This window comes from Streptomyces sp. NPDC007084 (assembly GCF_040703595.1).
Classification (GTDB): Bacteria; Actinomycetota; Actinomycetes; order Streptomycetales; family Streptomycetaceae; genus Streptomyces.
This window is the reverse complement of record NZ_JBEYFY010000035.1, coordinates 19,679-44,699: the sequence shown is the minus strand read 5'-3', so window position 1 is coordinate 44,699 and position 25,021 is coordinate 19,679. Positions and strand designations below refer to the sequence as shown.

Sequence of the window (25,021 nt, the reverse complement as noted above, 5' to 3'; positions counted from 1 at the left end):
GGCAAAACGCCCACAGTCTGGGCAGCCCGGCCACCCGGAGGGCAAGGCCGCCCACGATGCGGACGCGCTACGTACGGAGCGTAAGCCTCCGTTCACGCCGGAGGCGAACTCTGCCGGGGCCAACCCCTTTGGTGAATCCCCACAGTCGCGCCCGGCGCCCGACCGAGGCGCGGAGCACGTCATCGCAGTGACCAGCATCACCTTCGCGCGGGTGTACGGACCGTTCTTTGTGAGGAGCCCACCAAGCCCGCGCTCCGGCCTTTGTCGAGCGCTGACGGTGATCACGCGCACGCCCCTGGGATAGCGTCACCGTGTCCCGACCTGTCCTCCCCCGAACTCCCCAGGAGCCCGGGGCATCCCCTTCGCCGGAGTCCCCATGAGCACCGCTGCCGCCACCTCCTCCCGACCCGGCGAGGTCCTCGCCGACCTTCTGCCGGCCTCCCGCGTCCGCGACGCCGCGCTCGTGGTCGGCGGTGCCGCCCTCACCGGTCTCGCCGCCCAGATCTCGCTGCCCGTCCCGGGCTCCCCGGTGCCGGTGACCGGCCAGACCTTCGCCGCGCTGCTGGTCGGCACGGCGCTCGGCGCGCGCCGCGGCTTCCTCTCCCTCGCGGTGTACGCGCTGGTCGGCATGGCCGGCGTCCCGTGGTTCGCGGGCGGCGGCTCCGGTGCCGCGGCGCCGTCCTTCGGCTACGTCCTCGGCATGCTGCTCGCGTCGACGGTCGTCGGTGCCCTGGCCCGCCGCGGCGCCGACCGCTCCGTCCTGCGCATGGCGGGCACGATGCTCATCGGCGAGGCCATCGTCTACGCGATCGGCGTGCCCTACCTGGCCCTCGCCACCGGGATGTCGGCGAGCGCGGCCGTCGCGGCGGGCCTCACCCCGTTCCTGATCGGCGACGCCCTCAAGGCCGCCCTGGCGATGGGTCTGCTGCCCACGGCCTGGAAGCTCGTCGACAAGAAGTGACGTACGTCGGCCCCATCCAGGGCTCGGCGCATCCAGGCTCGGCGAGAGAGGCTCGCCGGGCGGGGTTCCCATCCCGCCCGGCGAGCCTCTTTCTCGTTCCCGGCCGGTGTCGCGTCCGGTGATCACGCGCCCGGCTCACCTCTTGCCGGCTCCGGCGCTCACGCCTCCTGGCGCGGCCTGCGGCGGACCCACCACAGGCCGGCCGCGCCGGCCGAGATCAGGGCCGCGCCCGCCGCGCCGTACGGCAGCACCGAACCGCCGGGACCGGTCTTGGGCAGCGCGTCCCCGCCCGGCGCCACCGGCTTGTTGTCCGTGCCGAGCAGCAGCGGGGTGGCCGGCGCGTTCGGCGAGGGGTTCGTCGTCCCGAACGGAACCGGCCCCTGCTGCCAGTACGTCTTCTTCCCGTCGCCCGTCTGCACCGGAAGACAGATCTTTCCGGTCTTGCCCAGATCGAACGTCCCGTCGACGGCGTACGATTTCGACGCGCCCGCCGCGAGATTTCCGACGGAACAGACGAAACCACTGTTCGAACCCGGTGGGAGATCCTTTTTCCCCAGTGCCGTGCAGCCCTTTACGCTCTTGACCTCCAGGCCGTCGAAACCGACCACCAAAAGCCTGATGTCACCGCTTTCCTTCGTCCCTTCGTTCTTCACCGTGGCGGTAATCGACGTCTTCCGCGTACTGTTGTCGACCGAGATCCTCGACGGCAGCGCCGTGGTCACCTTCACGCCCGCCGGTGCCTTGTCCACCGCCTTGCCGCCCTTGCCGCTGCCGGGTCCCTGGTCGTCCGCGACGGCGGTGTGGGAAAGGATCACCACGGCCGAGAAACAGGCCGTGAGCAGAGATCCGGTAATGGTCGTCCTATGACGAGAACGCATGTTCGCCCCCCTTGGCTGCGCCTGAATTCGCAGTACTTGAAGAGGTACCACAAGATTTCTCCGCACTATGCTGGTACGACCTGAAGTGTGACCATTGTGTTTCTGCTGTGACGGGCGAATGTGACTGATGTTGAGGGGGTGGAGGGAATGTCGGCGAACGTACGGGGTGGTGTTCCGGGATTACTGGTGACCGGGCGCTATCGGCTGGTCGAGAGTATTGGCCAGGGGGGAATGGGGCGGGTGTGGCGAGCTGCCGACGAAATGCTCGACCGGCAGGTCGCGGTCAAGGAAATGCGCATCGACGGACTCGACCCGGAGGACACCCGCACCCGCCGCGAGCGCACCCTGCGCGAGGCCCGGGCCACCGCCCGGATCGACCATCCCGGAGTCGTCCGCGTCTACGACGTGGTGGACGCGGGCGAGCGGCTGTGGATCGTGATGGAACTCGTCGCCGGCCGCTCCCTCGAACGGATCGTGGCCGAGGACGGCCCACTGGACCCCCGCGAGGCGGCCCGCGTCGGGCTCGAACTGGTCGGAGCGCTCCGCCAGGTGCACGCCGGGGGAGTGCTGCACCGCGACATCAAGCCCGGCAACGTACTGGTCGAGCGCGCCGGACGGCGCCGGGTGGTCCTCACCGACTTCGGCATCGCCGCGCTCCAGGACGCCGAGGCGCTCACCATGGCGGGCATGCTCGTCGGCTCCCCCGACTACATGGCGCCCGAGCGGATCTCCGGCCGCCCGCAGGGCCCGCCCTCCGACGTGTGGTCCCTCGGCGCCACCCTGTGCGCGGCCCTCGGCGGCCGGTCCCCCTTCTCCCGCGCCACCACCTACGCGACCCTGCACGCGGTCCTCTACGAGGAGCCGGAACTCCCGGTGGCGGCAGGCGAGTTGAGGGACATCCTGGCCGCCCTCCTCCAGAAGGAGCCGGACACCCGCCCCGGTCTGGAGCAACTGGAGACGACTCTCACCGAGATCCTCCGCCCACCGACGCGGGAGCGTGAGCGCGGCCCGGGCTACGTCCCCACCCTGGTCACCCCGAGCGAGCCGGTCCCGGAGATGCGGCAGGCACGGGCGCCGGAACAGTCCTCCGGGGCACCGCAGACGCCGACGGCGGAATCGCTCCCAGAGCGGGAGGCACACCGCGAGCCGGGGCCGAACCCTGAGCCGGAACCCCATCGCGAGCCGGAACCCCATCCCGAGCCGGTACCGCGTCCCGAGTCGGTACCGTCCCCGGAGCCGGAACCGCCCCCCGAGCCGAAACCAAGCCGCGAACCGGCCCCGCCCCCCAAACCGGAGCCAAACCGTGCGCCGGAACCGGCCCCCGAACCCGCACCCGCGCCCGCCCCCGAACCCGCCCCCGAACCCGCGCCCGACCCCGTAACCACCCCGGAGCCCGCCCCCGCCCCCGCTCCCTCCCCGGAGCGTCACCCCGTCGAGTCGGCCACGCGCGTACTGCGGGACGGGGTCGCCGCCAACGCCTCCACGGAAGCCCCGTCCGAGCCCCGCGGCGAAGCCGTCTCGGAAACCCCGTCCGCGCTGCCCCCGGCCCCCGGCTCCGCCGGATACGGCGACCTCGACATCGTGGCCCACGACGGCCCGGACGCGGGCGGCAGCGGCGGGGGGCCGGACCCGGGCTCACGGGGCGGCAGGCGGCGCGTCGTGCTGGCCGCCGCCGGTGTGCTCGTCGCGGGGGCGGTCGCCGGAGTCGTCATCGCCCTGTCGGGCGGCGGCTCACCGCAGAGCGGGAGCGCGGCCTCGCCCGGCGGCTCGTCCGCGGCCACGGCCGGCCCCGCCGGCGGAGCCACCCCCTCGACCGCCGGGGCAACCTCCGCCTCGCCCACCGTCGAAGGCACCTCCCGCCCGCCCAGCCTGCCCCCGGGAGCGCACCGGGAGGCCGGGGGATACGCGTGGGTGACGCCGGAGGGCTGGCGGCGCGAGCCGCAGACCGGCTCGGAGGTCCACTACACCTCGCCCGACGGCACCCAGGAACTCGCGGCCAAGTCGTCCCTCGCCCGGGGGAACCTGATGGACACCTGGCAGACCTCGGAGCAGAACGCCCGGCAGGGCAGGGACTACCGGAAGATCCGGCTGGAGGAGACCACGTTCCGGGGCCGGCCCGCGGTCGTGTGGGAGTACACGTTCACCCTCAGGGGCGTGGGCTGGCACGCGCGACTGCTCGGCTTCGACGCCGACGGGAAGTCGTACCAGATCAACACCTGGTACCACGGCGGCATCGAGGACCAGGCCGTCGAGGTCTACGACCGGGTGAAGGAGAGCTTCACCGTGCTGTGAACGCGGACGCGCCGGCGCGAGAGCCGGCCCCGTAGGACCCCCTGCGACAGGTACGACACGTAAGAGAAAAGGACGACAACGGGCAGGGGCCCGCGGCGGGTTGCCGCGGGCCCCTGCCGGTGCGGGCCAGGAGGACGGGTCAGGCGCCGACCCCGGCCTGCTTCTCCGTCCGCTTGTCGTCGCGCCCCGCGTCCGGGAGCACCCGCGCGGCCGGGGACGAACCCGCGCCGAGCTTCTGCCGGACCACGGCGATGACCAGCACGACGGCCGCGACCAGCAGCGACAGCAGGACGGTCGTCCGGCCGTCGTGCTCGGTGTCGGTCAGCATGTAGCCGAGGACGAAGACGATCAGAGCGGCGGTCGCCCACGTCAGATACGGGTAGAGCCACATCTTCACGACGAGCTTCTCCGGCGCCTCACGCTGGATGATCTTCCGCATGCGGAGCTGCGAGAAGCAGATGACGAGCCACACGAACAGGGCGACCGCACCGGAGGAGTTGACCAGGAACAGGAAGACCGAGTCCGGGAACTTGTAGTTGAAGAAGACCGCGACGAAGCCGAACACGACCGAGACGACAATGGCCGTCATCGGCACCCCGCGCCGGGTGGTCCGGGCGAAGGACCTCGGCGCGTCCCGGCGCTCACCGAGCGAGAAGGCCATCCGGGAGGCCGTGTACAGACCGGAGTTGAGACAGGACAGCACCGACGTCAGCACGATGAAGTTCATGATCTGACCGGTGTGCGCGATACCGAGGGAGTCCAGCGCGGCGACGTAGGAGCCCTTGTCCTTGATGGACGGGTCGTTCCACGGCACCAGGGTGATGACCACCAGGATCGAGCCCAGGTAGAAGACGGCGATACGCCAGATGATGCTGTTCGTCGACTTGGTGACCGCGCGCTGCGGGTCCTCGGACTCGCCGGCCGCCAGCGTCGCGATCTCGCTGCCCATGAAGGAGAAGACGACCAGCAGCACGCCGGTGAGGATCGCGCCGGGCCCGTGCGGCAGGAAGCCGCCGTGCTCGGTCAGATTGCCGAGGCCCGCCTCGTGGGCGTCGACCCCGGGCAGCACACCGAAGACCGCGAGCGCGCCGACCAGGATGAACGCGCCGATCGCCACGACCTTGATCCCGGCGAACCAGAACTCGAACTCGCCGTACGAGCCGACGGAGACCAGGTTCGTCGCGGTCAGCACGGTCATCACGATGAGCGCCCAGCCCCACTGCGGTACGGCGGGGATCCAGCCTTCGAGGATCGTGGCACCGGCGGTGGCCTCCACGGCCAGCACCACCACCCAGAAGAACCAGTACAGCCAGCCGATGGAGAAACCGGCCCAGCGGCCCAGCGCCCGGTCCGCGTGCGCGGAGAACGAACCCGAGGTCGGATTGGCGGCGGACATCTCGCCCAGCATCCGCATCACCAGCACCACGAGGGTGCCGACGAGCGCGTACGACAGGAGGATGCCCGGGCCCGTGGTGGCGATGCCGGTGCTGGAGCCGACGAAGAGCCCGGCTCCGATGACGCCGCCGATGGCGATCATGGACAGATGACGGTTCTTGAGTCCGGCCTGAAGGCCGCCGCCGGGTTCTCCGGGGCCTCCGGGGGCCGATGCGGCCTTCGTGGGGGTCGGCTGCGAGGTCATGAGGGGGATTCCTTTGCGCCGGATGAGCAGATTCCCGTACACGGCGTCCCCTCCGTACGAGCGGTGTACGGGGAACGCATCGCTCCATCGTGTGGACCGGCGTACGAGTCGGTCCAGTGAAACGGAGGCAAAGGAATTCGTGAACCTTCGAATCCAGATCGTTACTTGAGGTTTCCTTGAGGTTCTGTAGTGTGGGTCACTCTTTTCGGCCCCCAGCCCCGGCGGAGCCGAGCCGAGACGGGCGTGTCACACTCGGACCATGCGCGTGTATCTCGGCTCCGATCATGCCGGTCTCGAACTGAAGAACCACCTCGTCGAGTGGCTCAAGGCCGCCGGCCACGAGCCCGTCGACTGCGGGCCCCACATCTACGACGCCCAGGACGACTACCCGCCGTTCTGCCTCCGCGCCGCCGAGCGCACCGTGGCGGACCCGGGCTCCCTCGGCATCGTCATCGGCGGCTCCGGCAACGGCGAGCAGATCGCGGCGAACAAGGTCGCCGGGGTGCGCGCCGCCCTCGCCTGGAGCGAGGAGACCGCCTCGCTGGGCCGCCAGCACAACGACGCCAACGTCGTCGCCGTCGGCGCCCGCATGCACACCGCGGACGAGGCGACGAAGTTCGTGGAGACGTTCATCAACACCCCGTTCTCCGGCGACGAGCGGCACGTCCGCCGCATCAAGATGCTGTCGGACTACGAGACGACGCGGGAACTCCCGCCGATCCCCGCCCACCACCCGCAGCAGCCGTAACGGTCGTGGCAGCCGTAACGGCCGTGGCGGCCGTAGCGGCCGTAGCGCCGTAAGACGGCGGAATCGTCCGGGGCCCGGGACACCGGGCCACCGGGCGGCGCAGGACCAGCCGCGGGGACCAGCAGGACCGGCGGCGGGACCACAGCAGACTCAGCAACAGGACCGGCAACACGATCACGAGCAGGGCCCCACAGGGGCCACCAGGAGGAGCCGTGCCCGAGGGGCACACCATCCACCGGCTCGCCGCGGACTACCTCGGCGCGTTCGGCGGCCGTCCGGCCCGGGTCACCAGCCCCCAGGGCAAGTTCAGCGACGCCGCGGCCCTCCTCGACGGCGCCACGCTGACCACGGCCGAGGCCCACGGCAAGCACCTCTTCCTCGGCTTCCGCGACACGGACTGGGTCCACATCCACCTCGGACTCTTCGGCAAGGTCGGCTTCGGCGCCGCCCCCGCCCCGCCGCCCACCGACACCGTCCGCCTCCGCCTCGCGAACGACACCGCCTACGTCGACCTGCGCGGCCCCACCACCTGCGCCCTCATCACCGACGAGGAGAAGGCCGCGATACACGGCCGGCTGGGCCCCGACCCGCTGCGCCCCGACGCCGACCCCGCGGCCGCCTACCGCCGCGTCTCCCGCAGCCGCACCACGATCGCCGCCCTGCTGATGGACCAGAAGGTCATCGCCGGCGTCGGCAACGTCTACCGCGCCGAGGTGCTCTTCCGGCACGGCATCGACCCGTACCGCGCGGGCAAGGACCTGCGCGCGGGGGAGTGGGACGCGATCTGGGCCGATCTCGTCGGCCTCATGCGCGACGGCGTCCGCGACAACCGCATCGACACCGTCCGCCCGGAACACACCCCCGAGGCCATGGGCCGCCCGCCGCGCGTGGACGACCACGGCGGCGAGGTCTACGTGTACCGCAGGGCCCACCTGCCCTGTCACATCTGCGGCGGCGAGATCCGCACCGCCGGCCTCGCCGCCCGCAACCTGTTCTGGTGCCCCACCTGCCAACAGGCCTGACCCCGGCCCCGGTTGGGCGCCAACAGGCCCGACCCCGGCCCCGGTTGGGCCGCCCCTCTGGAACCGGTACGGCCCCAGAACCCCGGCGGCCCAGAACCCCGGCGGCCCAGAACCCCGGCGGCCCAGAACCCCCGCGGCCTAGAACCCGTGCGGCAGCCAGGGCGCGACCGGCGAGCCGAACGCGAGGGACGCCTCCGCCAGCGCGCCCTGCCGCAGCTCCCGTACCCGTCCGGCCGCCGCCAGTGAGGCGAGCGACACCCCGCCCAGATAGGCCGAGCCCAACTCCCGTACGGACAGCGCGAGATCGGCCGGGTCCTCGGTCCGTACGCACGAGGCGCCCTTGGTGTCGCCGGTGAGCCGCCAACGTCCCTCGTTCCAGGGGCAGAAGGCGTCCTCGACCGCCAACACCACGTCCACCGGCGCCTGGTACGTCCGCGCCTCCAGCGCCGCCCCGACCTCCACGAGCCGCACATGCAGCCCGTCCCGCACCCGCACCTGACAGCGCCGGATGTCGGACACCAGGTGCTGCCACTCCTCGTCCAGCGGACGGCCCCGGGTGTGCAGGGCGGTCGTCAGGTCGATGTCGCACAGGAACCTCCACAGCGCGGCCCGCGCCGCCGGATCGGTTCCCTCCAGATCGTCCAGCCGCACCACGCCGTCGTGCCCCGCCGGACTCCAGCTCGGCTTGACCCGGAAGCGCGCGTACCCGACGACGGCGCCGTCCCGCTCGGCGACCACGCACTGCAGCGGGGACGCCCCGTCCCGGTCGCCCTCCGGGTCGAGCACCTGGAGCCGGTCCCAGCCCGGCTGCCGGGCCAGCATCCCCGGCCGCTCCGGCACCCGCCGCGCGTACACCGCCTCGCACGCGTCGAGCACCTCGCCCGGCGCCGCGTACCGCAGCCGTACGTCGTCGGTCCCCGCCGGTACGGACATCCGTACGTGGCCGGTGTCGATCTCGGCGCTGAGCCGCAGGGTGCCGACGCCGTAGCCGAACCGGCCGTAGATCGCCGGTTCCGAGGCGGTCAGGACGGCGAGCGGCTCACCCGCGGCCCGGACGTCGTCCAGTTGCCTGCGCATCATCGCGGTGAGCACCCCGCGCCGCCGGTGCGTCGCGGCCACGCTCACCATCGTCACCCCGGCCGCCGGCACCGAGGCGCCGCCCGGGACGGTGACACGGAAGGAGAAGGCCCCCGCCGTACCCACACACTCCGTCCCGTCCCACACGCCGAGCGAACGGTCGTACTCTGTGAGCGCGTTCCACAGTTCGCGCTCCTCGGACGACTCCGCCACACCTCCGAACGCGCGGATCAGGTTGTCGTACCACTTGTCCCAGTCGGCCTGCCGGAGCACCCGGACGTCAGTCGTCATAGCCCATGCCTACCAGGGCAATGCGGGGCGAGCGAGGGAATTTCGCCCCGCACCGAGCCCCCCGAGCGGAACATGTCGGTGAAGTTCTCTGTGAAGTTGAGCGCTCGGACGGGGGACAAGTGGGACCTCCCGTGCCAAGCACCTGGTCCGATGGATAGGGTCCCGAACTAATGGCAGCAGGACGAGAGCGGCGCTCGGAAGCCGATACGTTCGCGGCCCGGGTCAAGAAGCAGTGGCACCGGGCCCGCACAGGGCTGCGCAGATCCGCCGTGGACTACTTCCGCGGCGACGGTTCCGACTGGATCGCGCTCGTCGGCCTGCTCATCACCATCCCCCTGATCGCCGCCACCACCCTGGTCAACTCGGTGTGGTGCTCACCCGCCGTCCTCGTCCTGCCGATCGTCGCCGGCGGCCTGCTGCTGCGCCCCGCCAGCCTCCTCGGCCTGTACGCGGCCGCCGCCAGCGCGCTGATAGTCGAGTCCGTCAAGCTCGGCCCCTACACCGAGGGCCCCTCCCGGGTCACCCCCGGCGTGGTCCTGGTCGTCGCGGCCTGCGGTTTCTTCGGCCTGCTGATCGCCCAGTTCCGCAGCCGGGTCGGCGTGCCGTGGCGGCGCGGCGGCACCATGCTCTTCGACCTGCGCGAACGCATCCGGGTACAGAGCAAGCTCCCGCAGCTCCCGGTCGGCTGGCACCGCGAGATGGCGCTGCGCCCGGCCGGCGGCCAGTCCTTCTCCGGCGACTTCGTGGTGGCCGCCCGCACGAACGGCGGCCGGACCCTCGAAGTCGTCCTCACCGACGTCTCCGGCAAGGGGATGGACGCCGGCTCCCGCGCCCTGCTGCTCTCCGGCGCCTTCGGCGGCCTGCTCGGCTCGCTCCCGCCGCACGCCTTCCTGCCCGCCGCCAACGGCTATCTGCTGCGCCAGGACTGGGACGAGGGCTTCGCCACCTCGATCCACCTGGTGCTGGACCTCGACTCGGGCGACTACGAACTCTTCTCCGCCGGGCACCCGCCGGGCCTCCAGCTCAGCGCGGGCACCGGACGCTGGGAGGAGAAGGCGGCCGAGGGCCCCCTCCTCGGTGTGTACGACGGCGCCCAGTTCGACCCCGTGAAGGGCTCGCTGCGGCCCGGAGACGTGTTGATGCTGTTCACAGACGGCCTGGTCGAAACAGCCGAACGCGACATCGTGGAGGGCATCGACCGGCTCACCGGAGAGGCCGACCGCTATGTCGCCGGCGGTTTTCACGGCGCCGCCTGGCATCTCATCGAGGCCGTCGCCAAGGACGTCAACGACGACCGGGCCCTGCTGCTGATCTGCCGCGAGGGCCTGAACGCGGCCCGCTGACCCCGGTGCGCCTGCCGGGTGTTTTCGGCAAGAGGTCGGCAGCGGCGCGTTCCGAGGGGACACTGAACGGGTGACGCAACCTCTCCTGACCCTCGCCGAAGTCGAGGCGCTCGCCCGTAAGGCGCACGCCGCCCAGACCGACAAGGCCGGCCGCCCGTACGCCGAGCACCTCCAGGCGGTGGCGGACGGCGTCCGTGAACGCGGCGGCGACGACGACCAGATAGCGGCGGCCTGGCTGCACGACGCCGTGGAGGACGACGCCCTCTCCGAGGAGTGGCTCGCCGAAGCCGCGCTGACCCCCCGGACGAAGGACATCGTGCTGGCGCTCACCAAACAGGACGGCGAATCCCCGGAGTCCTACGCGCGGCGCATCCGCACCACCCGCGGCGCCCTCCTGGTCAAGGCCTCCGACCTGGCCCACAACGCGGACCCGGACCGCCTCGCGGCCCTCGACGAGCACACCCGCGCCCGCCTGACGAAGAAGTACGCGGCGATGCGCTCCCTGCTCGGACTCCCGCCCGCCTGACCGGAGTTGCCCGGCGGGCGCCCGGACTCACACGGCGGGCGGACACCCTTCGCCCGCCCGCCCGCTCGCCCGCCTAGGCGTTGGCGCCGGCGCTGGCCTTGGCCTTGGCGTTTGCCTTGGTCCGCTCCCGGGCCAGTTCCGTCGCGTCCTGCTTGAACGCCCACGCCATCTTCGGCTCCATCGCGAAGCGGAAGACCCGCTGGACGGGACGGGTGCACAGCACGGTGATCAGGGCCGCCGCGACGACCGTCACGAAGATCTCCCCGGCGGGGGTGCGCACCCAGGCGTGGTCGAGCCAGTCCCACTGCCGGGAGGCCCGCACCACGAAACCGTGCAGCAGATAGCCGTACAGGGTGCCGGCGCCGAGCGCGGTGAACCAGTACTGGCGCCCGGGGGTCCAGGCGAAGAAGCAGGCGGTGAGCAGCAGCGAGCAGCCGAAGAGCGCCAGGGTCATGACGACACCGGCCCACCACGGAGCGCCGAGTTCCTGCGCGGCGTCCCGGTGGTAGAACCAGGAGTCGTTCATCCGGGGCGCGGCCCAGTAGCCCACGGCGAGGGCGGCGGCGAGCACCGGCACCGACAGGACGCGCACCTCGCGGCGGCGCACCATCTGGAAGTGCTCGGGCTTCATGACCAGGCCGAGGACGAAGAAGGGGAGGAACTGGAGCACGCGCTGGAGGTCCAGGTCGTTGCCGATCTCCGGCGAGACACAGGCGAGCGCGGCCAGGCCGAGCGCCACCGGCACGGGCCAGCGGACCAGCTTCCACAGGGGGGCCGTCAGCCGCCAGACGAACAGCGCGACCAGGAACCAGGTGAGATACCAGGGGTCGAGCAGACTGATCGTCTGGTCGGCGTTGCCGCCGACATAGCGGTCGAAGAGCGAGTACGCGGTCTCGAAGAGGACGTAGGGGACGAGGACGCCGGTGACCAGCCGCCTGAGGCGGTCGGGGCGCATGTCGAAGTTCCGGGAGAAATAGCCGGAGACGATGATGAAGGCCGGCATGTGGAAGCCGTAGACGAGCACATAGAGGGCGTCGACGGTGCGGCTCTGCCCCTTCAACGGTTCCCAGGTGTGGCCCATCGCCACGAGCACGATGGCCAGGTACTTGGCGTTGTCGAAGAAGGCGTCCCGGCTCTTGGCGGGCTGGGCGGCGGGCGAGGAGGGCTGGGAGGGCGTGGCGTCCGGCGCCGGGCCGGCGGTCGCGGGGCCGGTGGCCGCGGGCGGTTCGGGTGCGCGCGGGCCCGGCACCCCCTCCGTCGGCCGCACGGCCGGAGGGAGGGGCGACCCAGTGCGGCCCTGGGTTCGGAGTGTGTCGGTCACAGGCCCTCCCGCCACGAACGTCCGGGGGCGGTCCTGAGCCTCACTGCGCATACGGGAGACGTGGCGTCGTGGGACATCTGAGGCACCCTAGCGTTCTCTGTGTGTTCTCGTAAAACCTTCGATCCCATTCCTGCTTATCGTCTGCGCCTACCCCGGATTTGAAGATGTGTGCCTGTCGATTCGCACAAGCTCCGGTATGCCGATTCCCTTGCCAGGAAGGGGTGTTCTGTCCCCCTTCATCCCAACTAAAGGGTGCATAACGCCCGCGGGGGACTCTGGTCATATGTCCGGTTCATTGGGCTTTAGTTACCCGTCTCGGGGGCGCTGCGGCGGAGCGGTGGTGTGCCGGTGGCGACAATTCGAATTACCTGCGAACAGCATGTGTGGACACGGCAACGATCCCTATTGTTTTTCCTGTTGGGGGCCCTCGCCGAATTGCCGTACGGGGGAGCGGGGCCGACGCGCGGTGAGCGGGCGGGACCTGCGGGCGACGCCGCGAACCGGTGAGTCCTTGGCCGACTCTTGGGTCTGTCCTTGGCCAACGATGCGTCACCTGCCGCATACGAGCGGCTCGTTGGTGGCACGATGGTTCTGGCGGGGGTGTGCGGGGCTGCACCTCCGGGCCGGGAGAGCGGACCGACCGTAGGGTGTGATCAGTTGTGGCCATTTCGCTGTCAGTGGTGCTCCTGTTGGCGATCATCCTCGTGGTGCTGATCCGAGGAGGATCGATCAAGGCGGGACCCGCCATCGTCGCGGTGCTCTTCGGCTTCTTCCTCGCGTCGACCGGCATGGCCCCGTCCATCAACCGGTTCCTCAACTCGATAGCGGAGACGATCAACTCGATCAGCTTCTGAGGCCACCGCCAGGCAGGCCCCCCGCCCCCGCGCCGACCACGCCGGGGCCCGCCTCCGCGCCGGCACCGGGGGTCCTGTCGCGCGGCTGAACCCGCCCCGGAAACGACTCAGGGCCAGACAGAGGATCGAACCTCTGCCTGGCCCTACGTCATATGGAGCGGGCGACGGGAATCGAACCCGCGTAGCTAGTTTGGAAGACTAGGGCTCTACCATTGAGCTACGCCCGCACAGGGCGCGCCGCAGGTCAGCGACCGCGGCACAGGATGCATCGTAGCGGGTCGGCCCCCCTCGGCGCACACCCCGTTTCCGTTCGCGTCCGCCGCCGTGTCGGCCAGCCGAAATGCGGCAGCCGCACCGCTTGCGGGCATGTACCCTACGTGTCGCACCGACGGGGTGTGGCGCAGCTTGGTAGCGCGTCCGCTTTGGGAGCGGAAGGCCGTGGGTTCAAATCCCGCCACCCCGACCACCGGCAGAACGCGCCGGGGCCCTGCCTCGGCAAGATCACCTTTTGGGGCGTGTACCGCCTGCGGTTACTATGCAAGCTGCGTGCCCGTATGTCTGCGCTGTTAAGTCTCTCAAGGGCCGCGCGAATCCGCCAAGGCTCTGCCCGACCGGCAGAAGCACGCAGCAGAACCCCGCAGAACCCCCAAGAAGTCAGCCACAAGGAGACCGAACCGTGAAGAGCGCCGTGGAGACCCTGAACCCGACCCGGGTTCGGCTCACTGTCGAGGTGCCCTTCGAGGAGCTCAAGGACAGCCTCGACGCGGCGTACAAGAAGATCAACCAGCAGGTCACGGTGAAGGGGTTCCGGAAGGGCAAGATCCCGGCGCGCGTCATCGACCAGCGGTTCGGTCGCGGCGCCGTGCTCGAAGAGGCCGTCAACGACGCGCTCCCGAAGTTCTACACCGAAGCGGTCAACGAGGCTGAGCTGAACGTCCTCGGCCAGCCCGAGGTGGACATCACCGAGCTGAAGGACGGCGAGACGCTGAACTTCACCGCCGAGGTCGACGTCCGTCCCGCCATCGAGATCCCGGACTACTCGGGCATCGAGGTCGAGGTCGACGCCATCGAGGTCAGCGACGAGGACGTCGAGAAGGCCGTCGCCGACCTGCGTGAGCGTTTCGCGTCGACCTCCCCGGTCGAGCGCGCCGCCGAGGACGGTGACGTCGTTACCCTCGACCTGGAGGCCAAGGTCGACGGCGAGGTGCTGGAGGACGGCGTCGCGAGCGGTGTCTCGTACACCATCGGCTCGGGCGAACTGCTCGACGGCATCGACGAGGCCGTGAAGGGCCTTCAGGCCGGTGGCGAGACCACCTTCACCTCCGAGCTGAAGGGCGGCTCCGCCACCGGCAAGGAGGCCGAGGTCACCGTCAAGGTCACCCAGGTCGCCGCCCGCGAACTGCCCGAGCTGGACGACGAGTTCGCGCAGCTCGCCTCCGAGTTCGACACCCTGGAGGAGCTGAGGGCGGACAGCCGCAAGCGCCTCGAGAACATGAAGCAGTACGACCAGGCGACGCAGGCCCAGGAGCGCGTCCTGGAGAAGCTGCTGGAGCTGGTCGAGGTGCCCGTCCCCGAGAAGCTGCTCGAGGACGAGATCAACACCCGTAAGCACAACCTGGAGCACCACCAGCTCGGTCAGATGGGCCTCGACCTCGCGAAGTACCTGGAGATCCAGGGCAAGACCGAGGAAGAGTTCGACGCCGAGACCAAGGAAGCCGCGGTCAAGGGCATCAAGACGCAGTTCGTCCTGGACGAGCTGGTCAACAAGGAGAAGCTGAACGTCAACCAGGAGGAGCTGACCGAGCACCTCATGCGGCGCGCGGCCTCCTCCGGCATGTCCCCCGACCAGTTCGCGCAGGCCGTCGTCGAGGGCGGCCAGGTCCCGATGCTGGTCGGCGAGGTCGCCCGCGGCAAGGCCCTCGCGGTCGTCGTGGAGGCCGCCACGGTCAAGGACACCAACGGCGAGATCGTGGACCTGGACGACGAGGACGAGACCGCCGAGACGGTCGAGGCCACGGAGACCACCGAGGCCGAGGCCGAGGACAAGCCCGAGGCCTGATCACCTCATCTTGTACGCCTGAGAGCCGCTGGGCCCCGGGGACGTTCTCGTCTCCGGGGCCCAGCGGCGTACCGGGGGCGCGGGGAACTGCGCGAGCGACCCCCACCGCCCCGCAGTCGCGCCACAGGTGTCAGGGCCGTCGGACGGCGCGGCCCGTCAAGGCCCCCACAGGCTCTCCGAGCCCCTCCGGGGACGGGATCAAAACCCCGGTCAGGCCAGCGCGGCGCATGCGCTCACAGCGAACAGTTCCCTCTGCGGGATTCCCCGGAGGGACCCGCGCGTTAGGGTCCATGAATACGAGGGCAGGGGAGTCCCCGAAGCCGCCCCGGGCGGTGTGAAGCACCGGGGTCCCACGCCCCCAGCAGAAGACGTGAGACGGCCCGGCGCCGTCGTAAGACGAGCAGGTGGATACGTGACGAATCTGATGCCCACAGCTGCCGGCGACCCCATCGGTGGTGGCCTCGGCGACCAGGTCTACAACCGACTGCTCGGCGAGCGAATCATCTTCCTCGGCCAGGCGGTCGACGATGACATCGCCAACAAGATCACGGCACAGCTCCTCCTCCTTGCCTCCGACCCGGACAAGGACATCTACCTCTACATCAACAGCCCCGGCGGATCGATCACGGCCGGCATGGCGATCTACGACACCATGCAGTACATCAAGAACGACGTGGTGACGATCGCCATGGGCATGGCGGCCTCGATGGGCCAGTTCCTGCTCAGCGCCGGTACGCCCGGCAAGCGCTTCGCCCTGCCGAACGCCGAGATCCTGATCCACCAGCCGTCCGCGGGTCTCGCGGGCTCCGCCTCGGACATCAAGATCCACGCCGAGCGGCTGCTGCACACCAAGAAGCGGATGGCGGAGCTGACCTCCTTCCACACCGGTCAGACCGTCGAGCAGATCACTCGTGACTCGGACCGCGACCGCTGGTTCGACCCGATCGAGGCCAAGGAGTACGGCCTCATCGACGACATCATGCCCACCGCTGCCGGAATGCCGGGCGGCGGCGGCACCGGGGCGGCGTAAGCCCCTCCAGCGCCCCCGGGAGCGGCGCAGGGCCCCTCGTCGCCCCCCGGGTGACACCGGGCCCCGGCGCGGCCCCCAGCCGACCGCTCAGCCCTTTTCAGGCTTTTCAGGAGACACAGTGAACGACTTCCCCGGCAGCGGCCTCTTCGCCCGCACGGAGGCCGAGTACACCGGTCCTCGTGCGGAGTCCCGCTACGTCATCCCGCGCTTCGTCGAGCGCACCTCGCAGGGCGTGCGCGAGTACGACCCGTACGCGAAGCTGTTCGAGGAGCGGGTGATCTTCCTCGGCGTGCAGATCGACGACGCCTCCGCCAACGACGTCATGGCGCAGCTCCTGTGCCTGGAGTCGATGGACCCCGACCGTGACATCTCGGTCTACATCAACAGCCCCGGCGGCTCGTTCACGGCCCTCACGGCCATCTACGACACGATGCAGTTCGTGAAGCCGGACATCCAGACGGTCTGCATGGGCCAGGCCGCCTCGGCCGCCGCGATCCTGCTGGCCGCCGGCACCCCGGGCAAGCGCATGGCCCTGCCGAACGCGCGCGTGCTGATCCACCAGCCCTACAGCGAGACCGGCCGCGGCCAGGTCTCCGACCTGGAGATCGCCGCCAACGAAATCCTCCGGATGCGCTCGCAGCTGGAGGACATGCTGGCCAAGCACTCGACCACGCCGATCGAGAAGATCCGCGAGGACATCGAGCGCGACAAGATCCTCACGGCTGAGGACGCGCTGTCGTACGGCCTGATCGACCAGATCATCTCCACCCGGAAGATGAACAACTCGGCGGTTGTCTGACGTACCGCTGTATCGTCTGCCGTTCCCCGGCGCGGTTCGCTGCGAAGTGAACCGCGCCAAGGGGGGCCCGAACGAGGGGCTCGGCAAGGTACCGTCGGACATAAGGCAGCACCAGGAGCCGCTGGACCCAGGCGGCTCCCAGGCGAAGGGGAAGCACACCGTGGCACGCATCGGTGACGGCGGCGATCTGCTCAAGTGCTCGTTCTGTGGCAAGAGCCAGAAGCAGGTCAAGAAGCTCATCGCAGGCCCCGGTGTGTACATCTGCGACGAGTGCATCGATCTCTGCAACGAGATCATCGAGGAGGAACTCGCCGAGACGAGCGAGGTCCGCTGGGAGGAACTCCCCAAGCCCCGCGAGATCTACGAGTTCCTCGAGGGGTACGTGGTCGGCCAGGAGTCCGCCAAGAAGGCGCTCTCCGTCGCGGTCTACAACCACTACAAGCGAGTCCAGGCCGGCGAGAACAGCACGGGCCAGAACCGCGAGGACGCCATCGAGTTGGCGAAGTCCAACATCCTCCTGCTGGGCCCCACGGGCTCCGGCAAGACGCTCCTCGCCCAGACCCTCGCCCGCATGCTGAACGTCCCGTTCGCCATCGCCGACGCGACGGCGCTGACGGAGGCCGGGTACGTCGGCGAGGACGTCGAGAACATCCTGCTGAAGCTCATCCAGGCCGCCGACTACGACGTCAAGAAGGCCGAGACCGGGATCATCTACATCGACGAGATCGACAAGGTGGCCCGTAAGAGCGAGAACCCGTCGATCACGCGTGACGTGTCCGGCGAGGGCGTCCAGCAGGCCCTGCTCAAGATCCTCGAGGGCACCACGGCCTCGGTGCCGCCGCAGGGCGGACGCAAGCACCCGCACCAGGAGTTCATCCAGATCGACACGACGAACGTGCTGTTCATCGTGGGCGGCGCCTTCGCGGGCCTGGAGAAGCTCATCGAGTCCCGGGCGGGCGCGAAGGGCATCGGCTTCGGCGCGACGATCCGCTCGAAGCGCGAGCTGGAGTCCAAGGACCAGTTCGAGGACGTCATGCCCGAGGACCTCGTCAAGTTCGGCATGATCCCCGAGTTCATCGGCCGCCTCCCGGTGATCACCTCGGTCCACAACCTGGACCGCGAGGCCCTCCTCCAGATCCTCGTCGAGCCGCGCAACGCGCTGGTCAAGCAGTACCAGCGGCTCTTCGAACTCGACGGTGTGGAGCTGGACTTCGAGCGCGAGGCCTTGGAGGCCATCGCCGACCAGGCCATCCTGCGCCAGACCGGCGCGCGCGGCCTGCGCGCCATCATGGAGGAAGTCCTCCAGGCCGTGATGTACGAGGTCCCGTCCCGCAAGGACGTCGCCCGCGTCGTCATCACCGCCGACGTCGTCCTGTCGAACGTCAACCCCACCCTGATCCCCAGGGACGCCCGCCGCGGCGGCCCGGGCGAGCAGAAGACGGCGTAACGCGACACCTGACGCGAAAGGGGCGCCCGGCGGAATCCGCCGGGCGCCCCTTCGTCATGTCCTGCCGGGCACCGCTAGGCCTTGACGCGTACGTCCTTGCGGAACTTGGCCGTGAGGTCGGCCGCCGCGCTCAGGTCGGGGCTCTTGCCCGTCATGGCGGAGGCCAGGTCGACGTCGATGATGACGCCCAGCGTGCTGTGGTCGCCCCAGATGCACACCGGCATGTGGATCTCGCTCGGGCCGCTGCCGGAGGAGTCGCTGTCGACCTTCATCTCCTGGCACTTGAGCACCGCGCCGTCGAGGCCGCTCGGCGTGTACGCCTTGGGGCTGCCGACGACCTCGCCGTCGCTGTCCTTGTCCGCGCTCTTCTTCATCTCGGCGAACATGCCGTCGACGACCCCTTCGGGATCGGCGATGTCGCCGTACACACCCATGAAGTTGATCATCTTCAGGGCCAGCGGGTTGCTCTTGTCCCCGGACTGGTAGGGGGCGTGCACGTCCTGGGCGTTCTTCACGCCGTGCTTCTCGGCGTCCTTGACGTCGTTCGCGTCGAAACCGCCGCTGTCGGAGTCGCTGGACTTCTTGTACTCACCGCCGAGGACCGACGCGGGCGTCGTCAGCTTGTGCGGCCCGTCGTCGGCCACGTTCGAACCGCCGCCCCCGCCGATCGCGAAGTACACGCCCACCGCGATCGCCGCCACCACGGCGACGCCGCCGATGATCAGACCCGTCTTCTTCTTGCCGCCGGACGGTGCCGGAGGCATCGGGACCGTGTTGTACGGCGGCTGCTGGCCGTACGCGGGCTGCTGGCCGGGGGGAGGGGTCTGCGGCTGCTGCGGGTAGCCGTAGCCGGGCTGCGCCGGGGGAGCCTGCTGCGGGTAGCCGTAGCCCGGCTGAGGGGCCTGCTGCGGGGGCTGACCGTAGGGGCCCGGCTGACCGTAGGGTCCGGGCTGCGGGGGCTGCCCGCCGGCCGGCTGACCGTACGGCCCGGGCTGCTGGGGCTGCCCGCCGTACGGGCCCGGCTGGTTGTAGCTCATTCCTGGGTTCCCCTCCAGATGCTTATGTGTTCCTGACATCCTGGCGCACCGGCCGGGGGGCCAGGTCTCCGGGGGCCGCACCGTTACGAAGTAATCCCGTTTCGGGACACGGGCGTGACGCCCCTAAACTGACCCCGTGACCGACAACGCTCAGCAGCAGCCATCAGCGCCCCACACCGAACTGCCGACCCAGTACGCGCCGGCCGACGTAGAGGGGCCGCTGTACGAGCGCTGGGTGGAGCGGGGTTACTTCGAGGCCGACGCCAAGAGCGACAAGCCCCCGTACACCATCGTCATCCCGCCGCCGAACGTCACGGGCAGCCTGCACCTGGGCCACGCCTTCGAGCACACCCTCATCGACGCCCTGACCCGCCGTAAGCGCATGCAGGGCTTCGAGACGCTCTGGCAGCCCGGCATGGACCACGCCGGCATCGCCACGCAGAACGTCGTCGAGCGCGAACTGGGCAAGGAGGGCAAGTCCCGCCACGACCTGGGCCGTGAGGCGTTCGTCGAGCGCGTCTGGCAGTGGAAGGGCGAGTCCGGCGGCCAGATCAGCGGCCAGATGCGCCGCCTCGGTGACGGCGTCGCCTGGTCCCGTGAGCGCTTCACCATGGACGAGGGCCTCTCCCAGGCCGTCCAGACCATCTTCAAGCGGCTCTACGACGACGAGCTGATCTACCGCGCCGAGCGCATCATCAACTGGTGCCCGCGCTGTCTGACCGCGATCTCCGACATCGAGGTCGAGTACCAGGACGACGACGGCGAACTCGTCTCCATGAAGTACGGCGAGGGGGACGACACCATCGTCGTCGCCACCACCCGCGCCGAGACGATGCTCGGTGACACCGCCGTCGCCGTCCACCCCGACGACGAGCGCTACAAGCACCTGGTCGGCAAGGAGATCCGCCTCCCGCTGACCGACCGCTTCATCCCGGTCGTCGCCGACACGCATGTCGACCCGGAGTTCGGCACCGGCGCCGTCAAGGTGACCCCGGCCCACGACCCGAACGACTTCGAGATCGGCCAGCGCCACAACCTGCCGTCCCTCACCGTCATGGACGAGCACGCCGTCATCACGGCCCACGGTCCCTTCCAGGGCCTGGACCGGCTGGAGGCCCGCTCGGCGATCGTCGCCGCGCTGCGCGCCGAGGGCCGGATCGTCGCCGAGAAGCGGCCCTACGTCCACTCCGTCGGCCACTGCTCGCGCTGCAAGACGACAATCGAGCCGCGCCTGTCCATGCAGTGGTGGGTCAAGGTCGGCCCGCTGGCCAAGGCCGCCGGTGACGCCGTCCGCGACGGCCGGGTCAAGATCCACCCGCAGGAGATGGAGAAGCGGTACTTCGACTGGGTCGACAACCTCCACGACTGGTGCATCTCGCGGCAGTTGTGGTGGGGCCACCGCATCCCCGTCTGGTACGGCCCGAACGGCGAGGTCGTCTGCGTCGGTCCCGACGACGAGGCGCCCACCGGCGAGGGCTGGCACCAGGACACCGACGTCCTCGACACCTGGTTCTCCTCCGGCCTGTGGCCGTTCTCCACGCTCGGCTGGCCCGAACAGACCGAGTCGCTCGCGAAGTTCTACCCGAACTCCGTCCTGGTCACCGGCTACGACATCCTCTTCTTCTGGGTCGCCCGGATGATGATGTTCGGCCTGTACGCGATGGACGGCACCCCGCCGTTCCACACCATCGCCCTGCACGGCATGGTCCGCGACCAGTTCGGCAAGAAGATGTCCAAGTCCTTCGGCAACGCGGTCAACCCGCTGGACTGGATGGACAAGTACGGCTCCGACGCGCTCCGTTTCACCCTCGCGCGCGGCGCCAACCCGGGCGTCGACGTCCCGATCGGCGAGGACTGGGTCCAGGGCTCCCGCAACTTCGCCAACAAGATCTGGAACGCCACCCGCTTCGCGCTGATGAACGGCGCGACGGTGGACGGGCCCCTGCCGGACGCCTCCGCCCTGTCGGCGACGGACCGCTGGATCCTCTCCCGCCTCAACTCCGTCGTCGCCGAAGTCGACGCGCTCTACGAGGACTTCCAGTTCGCGAAGCTCTCCGACGCGCTGTTCCACTTCGCGTGGGACGAGGTCTTCGACTGGTACGTCGAGCTGTCCAAGACGACCTTCATGGCCGGCGGCGAGCCCGCGAAGGTCTCCGGGCGGGTCCTCGGTGAGGTCCTCGACGTCACGCTGCGGCTGCTCCACCCGATCGTCCCGTTCGTCACGGACACGCTGTGGACCACCCTCACGGGCGGCGAGTCCGTCGTCGTCGCCGACTGGCCCAAGGACAGCGGCTTCCGGGACCTCGCCGCCGAGCGGGAGATCGAGACGCTCCAGTCGGTGATCACCGAGGTCCGCCGCTTCCGCGCCGACCAGGGTCTCCAGCCCGGTCAGCGGGTTCCGGCCCGGCTGACCCTCGACGGGACCGCGCTGGCCCCGCACGAGGCGGCCATCCGCCAGTTGCTGCGGCTCCAGCCGGAGGGCGAGAGCTTCGCGGCCACGGCGACCCTGCCGGTCGGCGGTGCCACGGTCGCGCTCGACCTGTCGGGCACGATCGACGTCGCCGCCGAGCGCAAGCGGCTCGCCAAGGATCTCGCCGCCGCCGAGAAGGAGAAGGCGCAGGCCAACGCCAAGCTCGGCAACGAGGCGTTCCTCGCGAAGGCCCCCGACCAGGTGGTCGACAAGATCCGCACCCGCCTCGCCAAGGCGGACGAGGACATCACCCGCATCCAGTCCCAGCTGGAGAAACTCCCCGAGGCGTAGTCCCGTAGCGGGGGCCCCACCCCCGGGCCCCCGCTCCTCAAACGCAGGAGGGGCTGTCCCCTAGCCCGTCCGGCGTTTGAGGACGAGGCCGTTCAGGCCGATGCGGGGGGCCGGGGGCGGCAGCCCCCGGTTACGGGTCGGGCAGGGGCGGAGGGGGCGAAAAACCCCAGACGTCCGCACACCCCACCCCCTCCGTAGACTGGCCCCGTGAGCGACCTCCCCCCGAACGACAGCAGCGCCCCCGACGACCCGGAGCGCGACCCGCTCGGCCTCTTCGAGGAGATCGTCGAGGCCGAGACAGACCGCGACCCGGACCTCGCGGTGATCGAGGCCGGCAGCCGCACCCTGCGCACCCAGGGCGGCACCGGCCGCCAGGCCGACGTCCCCGCCCGCCCCGCCGACCCCGAGGTCGACAAGGCGCTGCGCGACATCGAGACGGAGCTGGCCGGCCGCTGGGGCGAGACCAAGCTGGAGCCCTCCGTCAGGCGGATCGCCGCGCTGATGGACCTCCTCGGCGAGCCGCAGCGCGCGTACCCCTCGATCCACATCACGGGCACGAACGGCAAGACGTCCACCGCCCGCATGATCGAGGCCCTGCTGAGCGCCTTCGACCTGCGCACCGGCCGCTACACGAGCCCGCACGTCCAGCTGATCACCGAGCGGATCAGCCTGGACGGGGCGCCGATCTCCGCCGAGCGGTTCATCGAGACGTACAACGACATCAAGCCGTACGTCGAGATGGTCGACAGCCAGGAGGAGTACCGGCTGTCCTTCTTCGAGGTGCTGACCGGCATGGGCTACGCGGCCTTCGCGGACGCGCCCGTCGACGTGGCCGTGGTCGAGGTCGGCATGGGCGGGAGCTGGGACGCCACGAACGTGATCGACGGTGATGTAGCCGTCGTCACCCCCATCGACCTCGACCACACCGACCGGCTCGGCGAGACCCCCGGTGAGATCGCCGTCGAGAAGGCCGGGATCGTCAAGCAGGACTCCACGGTGATCCTCGCGCAGCAGCCGGTCGACGCGGCGCAGGTGCTGCTGAAGAAGGCCGTCGAGGTCAACGCGACGGTGGCCCGCGAGGGCCTGGAGTTCGGCGTCGTCGCACGTCAGGTCGCGGTCGGCGGCCAGCTCCTCACGCTGCGCGGGCTCGGCGGCGAGTACGAGGAGGTGTTCCTGCCGCTGCACGGCGCCTACCAGGCGCACAACGCGGCCGTGGCGCTCGCCGCCGTCGAGGCGTTCTTCGGGGTCGGCGCGGCCCGCTCCGAGAAGCTGGACATCGACACCGTGCGCAAGGCGTTCGCCGGCGTCACCTCGCCGGGGCGGCTGGAGATCGTGCGCCGGTCGCCGACCGTGGTGCTCGACGCCGCGCACAACCCGGCGGGCGCGCGGGCCACCGCCGAGGCGGTGAGCGAGGTGTTCGACTTCAGCCGGCTGATCGGGGTCGTCGGCGCGAGCGCGGACAAGAACGTGCGGGAGGTACTGGAGGCCTTCGAGCCGATCTTCGCCGAGGTCGTCGTCACGCAGAACTCCAGCCACCGCGCGATGGACGCGGACGAGCTGGCCGCGATCGCCGTCGAGGTCTTCGGCGACGACCGGGTGCAGGTCGAGCCGCGGCTCGACGACGCGCTGGAGGCCGCGATCACGCTCGCCGAGGAAGAGGGCGAGTACGCGGGCGGCGGCGTGCTGGTCACCGGTTCCGTCATCACGGTCGGCGAGGCCCGGCTGCTCCTGGGAAGGGGCTGACTGTCGTGCGTACGCTCTGTGCTTCCACGCTGATCGGCGAGTTCTTCGTGCTCGGTTTCGCCGGGCTCGTCGCCATGAAGGAACCCGATCTGTCCACGGCCACGGTCTGGACGGTGTGCGGGGTCCTCATGCTGCTGAGCGTGCTGCTGTGCGGCATGATCACCCGGCCCGGCGGGGTCCAGCTCGGCTGGGCGCTCCAGATCCTGCTGATCGCCGGCGGCTTCTTCGTGCCGTCGATGTTCGTGCTGGGCGCGATCTTCGCCGCCCTGTGGTGGGCGTCCGTCCACTACGGGCGGAAGATCGACGAGGCGAAGGCGCGGTTCGCCGCGCAGGCCGCGTCGGCGGGGGAGGGCACCGCCCCGGAGCGGACCCGTTCCCAGCCGCAGGCGGAGGCGGGCGGCACGCCGGCGTAGGTCTGCCGGGAGGGGGCGGCGACGCGCCGCCCCGGGCCGGTCGTGGGACGGGAGGGCGGGCGCGCGCGTATCACCTGACGCTGCGTGACAGCTCCCCCGACACGCCCTGTAGCCTCGGTGACCCGCACATTTGTGACCCGAAGGAGCCACCCCGTGAGCCAGCGCACCCTCGTCCTCCTCAAGCCCGACGCCGTCCGTCGCGGTCTGACCGGCGAGATCATCAGCCGTATCGAGCGGAAGGCCGGCTGGCAGATCACCGCGCTGGAGCTGCGCACCCTGGACCAGGACACGCTGGAGCAGCACTACGGCGAGCACAAGGGCAAGCCCTTCTACGAGCCGCTGGTGGCGTTCATGGCCTCCGGCCCCGTCGTCGCACTGATCGTCGAGGGCGAGCGGGTCATCGAGGGAGTGCGCGCCCTGGCCGGTCCGACCGACCCGATCGCCGCTGCCCCCGGTTCCATCCGCGGTGACTACGGTGTGATCGTCCGCGAGAACCTGATCCACGCCTCCGACTCCGAGGAGTCCGCCGAGCGCGAGGTGAAGATCTTCTTCCCGGGCCGCTCCTGACCGTCCGGGGCGAGAGCGGGCGGCCCGCCGAGGGGCGGCCCGCCGAGGGGCGGCCCGCCGAGGGGCGGCCCGCCGAGGGGCGACCTGCGCGGCGCGCGGCAAAGTTTCGAGAATTTTTCTGAGGGGCCGTCAGCCGCTCTCCGTCTGTCTGACCTGGGGCGGCCGTGAAAAATACGGCCGTCCCGTGGCATATGCGTGCCGATCGGGGGAACG

The 25,021-nt window shown here is 70.3% G+C and carries 20 protein-coding genes and 2 tRNA genes; 16 read left to right on the top strand and 6 right to left on the bottom strand.

Features of this window, described 5'->3' with window-relative positions:
- The first annotated feature begins 376 nt into the window (after positions 1–376).
- Entirely contained in the window at positions 377–961 is a 585-nt protein-coding gene (locus AB0912_RS24770; RefSeq protein WP_366703300.1) for a biotin transporter BioY, read from the top strand.
- Between the two features lie 158 nt (positions 962–1,119).
- On the opposite strand, the gene AB0912_RS24765 is transcribed toward AB0912_RS24770, so the two are convergent.
- On the bottom strand, positions 1,120–1,839 hold the full coding sequence (locus AB0912_RS24765) for an LPXTG cell wall anchor domain-containing protein (protein WP_366703340.1): 720 nt from the start codon (positions 1,837–1,839) through the stop codon (positions 1,120–1,122).
- A 183-nt stretch (positions 1,840–2,022) separates the two neighbouring features.
- On the opposite strand from AB0912_RS24765, the gene AB0912_RS24760 reads away from it, so the two are divergent.
- Positions 2,023–4,131 (top strand): serine/threonine-protein kinase, encoded by a 2,109-nt coding sequence (locus tag AB0912_RS24760; protein WP_366703338.1) that lies wholly within the window; start codon positions 2,023–2,025, stop codon positions 4,129–4,131.
- A 139-nt stretch (positions 4,132–4,270) separates the two neighbouring features.
- Here AB0912_RS24760 and AB0912_RS24755 read toward each other — a convergent pair whose 3' ends face one another.
- Positions 4,271–5,770: an amino acid permease gene (locus AB0912_RS24755; RefSeq protein WP_366703298.1), complete on the bottom strand. Its 1,500-nt coding sequence runs from the start codon at positions 5,768–5,770 to the stop codon at positions 4,271–4,273.
- 259 nt (positions 5,771–6,029) lie between these two features.
- On the opposite strand from AB0912_RS24755, the gene AB0912_RS24750 reads away from it, so the two are divergent.
- Together AB0912_RS24750 and AB0912_RS24745 are read left to right on the top strand one after the other, a co-directional pair.
- On the top strand, positions 6,030–6,518 hold the full coding sequence (locus AB0912_RS24750; RefSeq protein WP_366703296.1) for a ribose-5-phosphate isomerase: 489 nt from the start codon (positions 6,030–6,032) through the stop codon (positions 6,516–6,518).
- Positions 6,519–6,730: 212 nt separating this feature from the next.
- Positions 6,731–7,540 (top strand): DNA-formamidopyrimidine glycosylase family protein, encoded by an 810-nt coding sequence (locus tag AB0912_RS24745; protein WP_366703294.1) that lies wholly within the window; start codon positions 6,731–6,733, stop codon positions 7,538–7,540.
- A 138-nt stretch (positions 7,541–7,678) separates the two neighbouring features.
- Here the strand turns inward: AB0912_RS24745 and AB0912_RS24740 are convergent, their stop codons facing one another.
- Entirely contained in the window at positions 7,679–8,908 is a 1,230-nt protein-coding gene (locus tag AB0912_RS24740) for a GNAT family N-acetyltransferase (protein ID WP_366703292.1), read from the bottom strand.
- 170 nt (positions 8,909–9,078) lie between these two features.
- On the opposite strand from AB0912_RS24740, the gene AB0912_RS24735 reads away from it, so the two are divergent.
- Together AB0912_RS24735 and AB0912_RS24730 are read left to right on the top strand one after the other, a co-directional pair.
- Positions 9,079–10,251 carry a PP2C family protein-serine/threonine phosphatase gene (locus AB0912_RS24735; protein WP_366703290.1) on the top strand — a complete coding sequence of 391 codons (1,173 nt, stop codon included), beginning with the start codon at positions 9,079–9,081 and terminating at the stop codon, positions 10,249–10,251.
- 70 nt (positions 10,252–10,321) lie between these two features.
- On the top strand, positions 10,322–10,777 hold the full coding sequence (locus AB0912_RS24730; RefSeq protein ID WP_366703288.1) for an HD domain-containing protein: 456 nt from the start codon (positions 10,322–10,324) through the stop codon (positions 10,775–10,777).
- 73 nt (positions 10,778–10,850) lie between these two features.
- Here the strand turns inward: AB0912_RS24730 and AB0912_RS24725 are convergent, their stop codons facing one another.
- Positions 10,851–12,098 (bottom strand): acyltransferase family protein, encoded by a 1,248-nt coding sequence (locus AB0912_RS24725; RefSeq protein WP_366703286.1) that lies wholly within the window; start codon positions 12,096–12,098, stop codon positions 10,851–10,853.
- A gap of 659 nt (positions 12,099–12,757) precedes the next feature.
- Here AB0912_RS24725 and AB0912_RS24720 point away from each other — a divergent pair.
- Entirely contained in the window at positions 12,758–12,952 is a 195-nt protein-coding gene (locus tag AB0912_RS24720) for a hypothetical protein (protein ID WP_016435177.1), read from the top strand.
- 153 nt (positions 12,953–13,105) lie between these two features.
- On the opposite strand, the gene AB0912_RS24715 is transcribed toward AB0912_RS24720, so the two are convergent.
- Positions 13,106–13,179, bottom strand: a tRNA-Gly gene (locus AB0912_RS24715).
- A gap of 162 nt (positions 13,180–13,341) precedes the next feature.
- Between AB0912_RS24715 and AB0912_RS24710 the strand changes: the two genes are divergently transcribed.
- From AB0912_RS24710 to clpX, 5 genes are all read left to right on the top strand, one after another.
- Positions 13,342–13,418 (top strand) — tRNA-Pro (locus AB0912_RS24710).
- Positions 13,419–13,628: 210 nt separating this feature from the next.
- The gene (gene tig, locus AB0912_RS24705; RefSeq protein WP_366703283.1) at positions 13,629–15,011 is read left to right on the top strand and encodes a trigger factor; all 1,383 of its coding nucleotides are present in this window, start codon (positions 13,629–13,631) and stop codon (positions 15,009–15,011) included.
- Between the two features lie 424 nt (positions 15,012–15,435).
- Complete coding sequence (locus tag AB0912_RS24700) at positions 15,436–16,041, top strand: ATP-dependent Clp protease proteolytic subunit (RefSeq protein ID WP_060897745.1); 606 nt, start codon at positions 15,436–15,438, stop codon at positions 16,039–16,041.
- Between the two features lie 118 nt (positions 16,042–16,159).
- Positions 16,160–16,840 (top strand): ATP-dependent Clp protease proteolytic subunit, encoded by a 681-nt coding sequence (locus AB0912_RS24695; RefSeq protein WP_366703281.1) that lies wholly within the window; start codon positions 16,160–16,162, stop codon positions 16,838–16,840.
- A 160-nt stretch (positions 16,841–17,000) separates the two neighbouring features.
- Positions 17,001–18,287, top strand: coding sequence for an ATP-dependent Clp protease ATP-binding subunit ClpX (clpX, locus tag AB0912_RS24690; protein ID WP_366703279.1), 1,287 nt, complete (start codon positions 17,001–17,003; stop codon positions 18,285–18,287).
- A 74-nt stretch (positions 18,288–18,361) separates the two neighbouring features.
- On the opposite strand, the gene AB0912_RS24685 is transcribed toward clpX, so the two are convergent.
- Positions 18,362–19,324 (bottom strand): hypothetical protein, encoded by a 963-nt coding sequence (locus AB0912_RS24685; RefSeq protein ID WP_366703277.1) that lies wholly within the window; start codon positions 19,322–19,324, stop codon positions 18,362–18,364.
- Between the two features lie 136 nt (positions 19,325–19,460).
- Between AB0912_RS24685 and AB0912_RS24680 the strand changes: the two genes are divergently transcribed.
- From AB0912_RS24680 to ndk, 4 genes are all read left to right on the top strand, one after another.
- Positions 19,461–22,085, top strand: coding sequence for a valine--tRNA ligase (locus tag AB0912_RS24680; RefSeq protein ID WP_366703275.1), 2,625 nt, complete (start codon positions 19,461–19,463; stop codon positions 22,083–22,085).
- Between the two features lie 207 nt (positions 22,086–22,292).
- The gene (locus tag AB0912_RS24675) at positions 22,293–23,828 is read left to right on the top strand and encodes a folylpolyglutamate synthase/dihydrofolate synthase family protein (protein ID WP_366703273.1); all 1,536 of its coding nucleotides are present in this window, start codon (positions 22,293–22,295) and stop codon (positions 23,826–23,828) included.
- 5 nt (positions 23,829–23,833) lie between these two features.
- Complete coding sequence (locus AB0912_RS24670) at positions 23,834–24,241, top strand: DUF4233 domain-containing protein (RefSeq protein WP_366703271.1); 408 nt, start codon at positions 23,834–23,836, stop codon at positions 24,239–24,241.
- A 153-nt stretch (positions 24,242–24,394) separates the two neighbouring features.
- The gene (ndk, locus tag AB0912_RS24665; RefSeq protein ID WP_366703269.1) at positions 24,395–24,808 is read left to right on the top strand and encodes a nucleoside-diphosphate kinase; all 414 of its coding nucleotides are present in this window, start codon (positions 24,395–24,397) and stop codon (positions 24,806–24,808) included.
- The last annotated feature ends 213 nt before the right edge of the window (positions 24,809–25,021 follow it).

What these genes read in the sequence shown, in the direction of transcription:
- AB0912_RS24770 (WP_366703300.1), top strand. Translation starts at nt 377, where the DNA reads ATGAGCACCGCTGCCGCCACCTCCTCCCGACCCGGCGAGGTCCTCGCC.
- AB0912_RS24765 (WP_366703340.1), bottom strand. Translation starts at nt 1,839, where the DNA reads ATGCGTTCTCGTCATAGGACGACCATTACCGGATCTCTGCTCACGGCC.
- AB0912_RS24755 (WP_366703298.1), bottom strand. Translation starts at nt 5,770, where the DNA reads ATGACCTCGCAGCCGACCCCCACGAAGGCCGCATCGGCCCCCGGAGGC.
- AB0912_RS24750 (WP_366703296.1), top strand. Translation starts at nt 6,030, where the DNA reads ATGCGCGTGTATCTCGGCTCCGATCATGCCGGTCTCGAACTGAAGAAC.
- AB0912_RS24740 (WP_366703292.1), bottom strand. Translation starts at nt 8,908, where the DNA reads ATGACGACTGACGTCCGGGTGCTCCGGCAGGCCGACTGGGACAAGTGG.
- AB0912_RS24735 (WP_366703290.1), top strand. Translation starts at nt 9,079, where the DNA reads ATGGCAGCAGGACGAGAGCGGCGCTCGGAAGCCGATACGTTCGCGGCC.
- AB0912_RS24700 (WP_060897745.1), top strand. Translation starts at nt 15,436, where the DNA reads ATGCCCACAGCTGCCGGCGACCCCATCGGTGGTGGCCTCGGCGACCAG.
- AB0912_RS24685 (WP_366703277.1), bottom strand. Translation starts at nt 19,324, where the DNA reads ATGAGCTACAACCAGCCGGGCCCGTACGGCGGGCAGCCCCAGCAGCCC.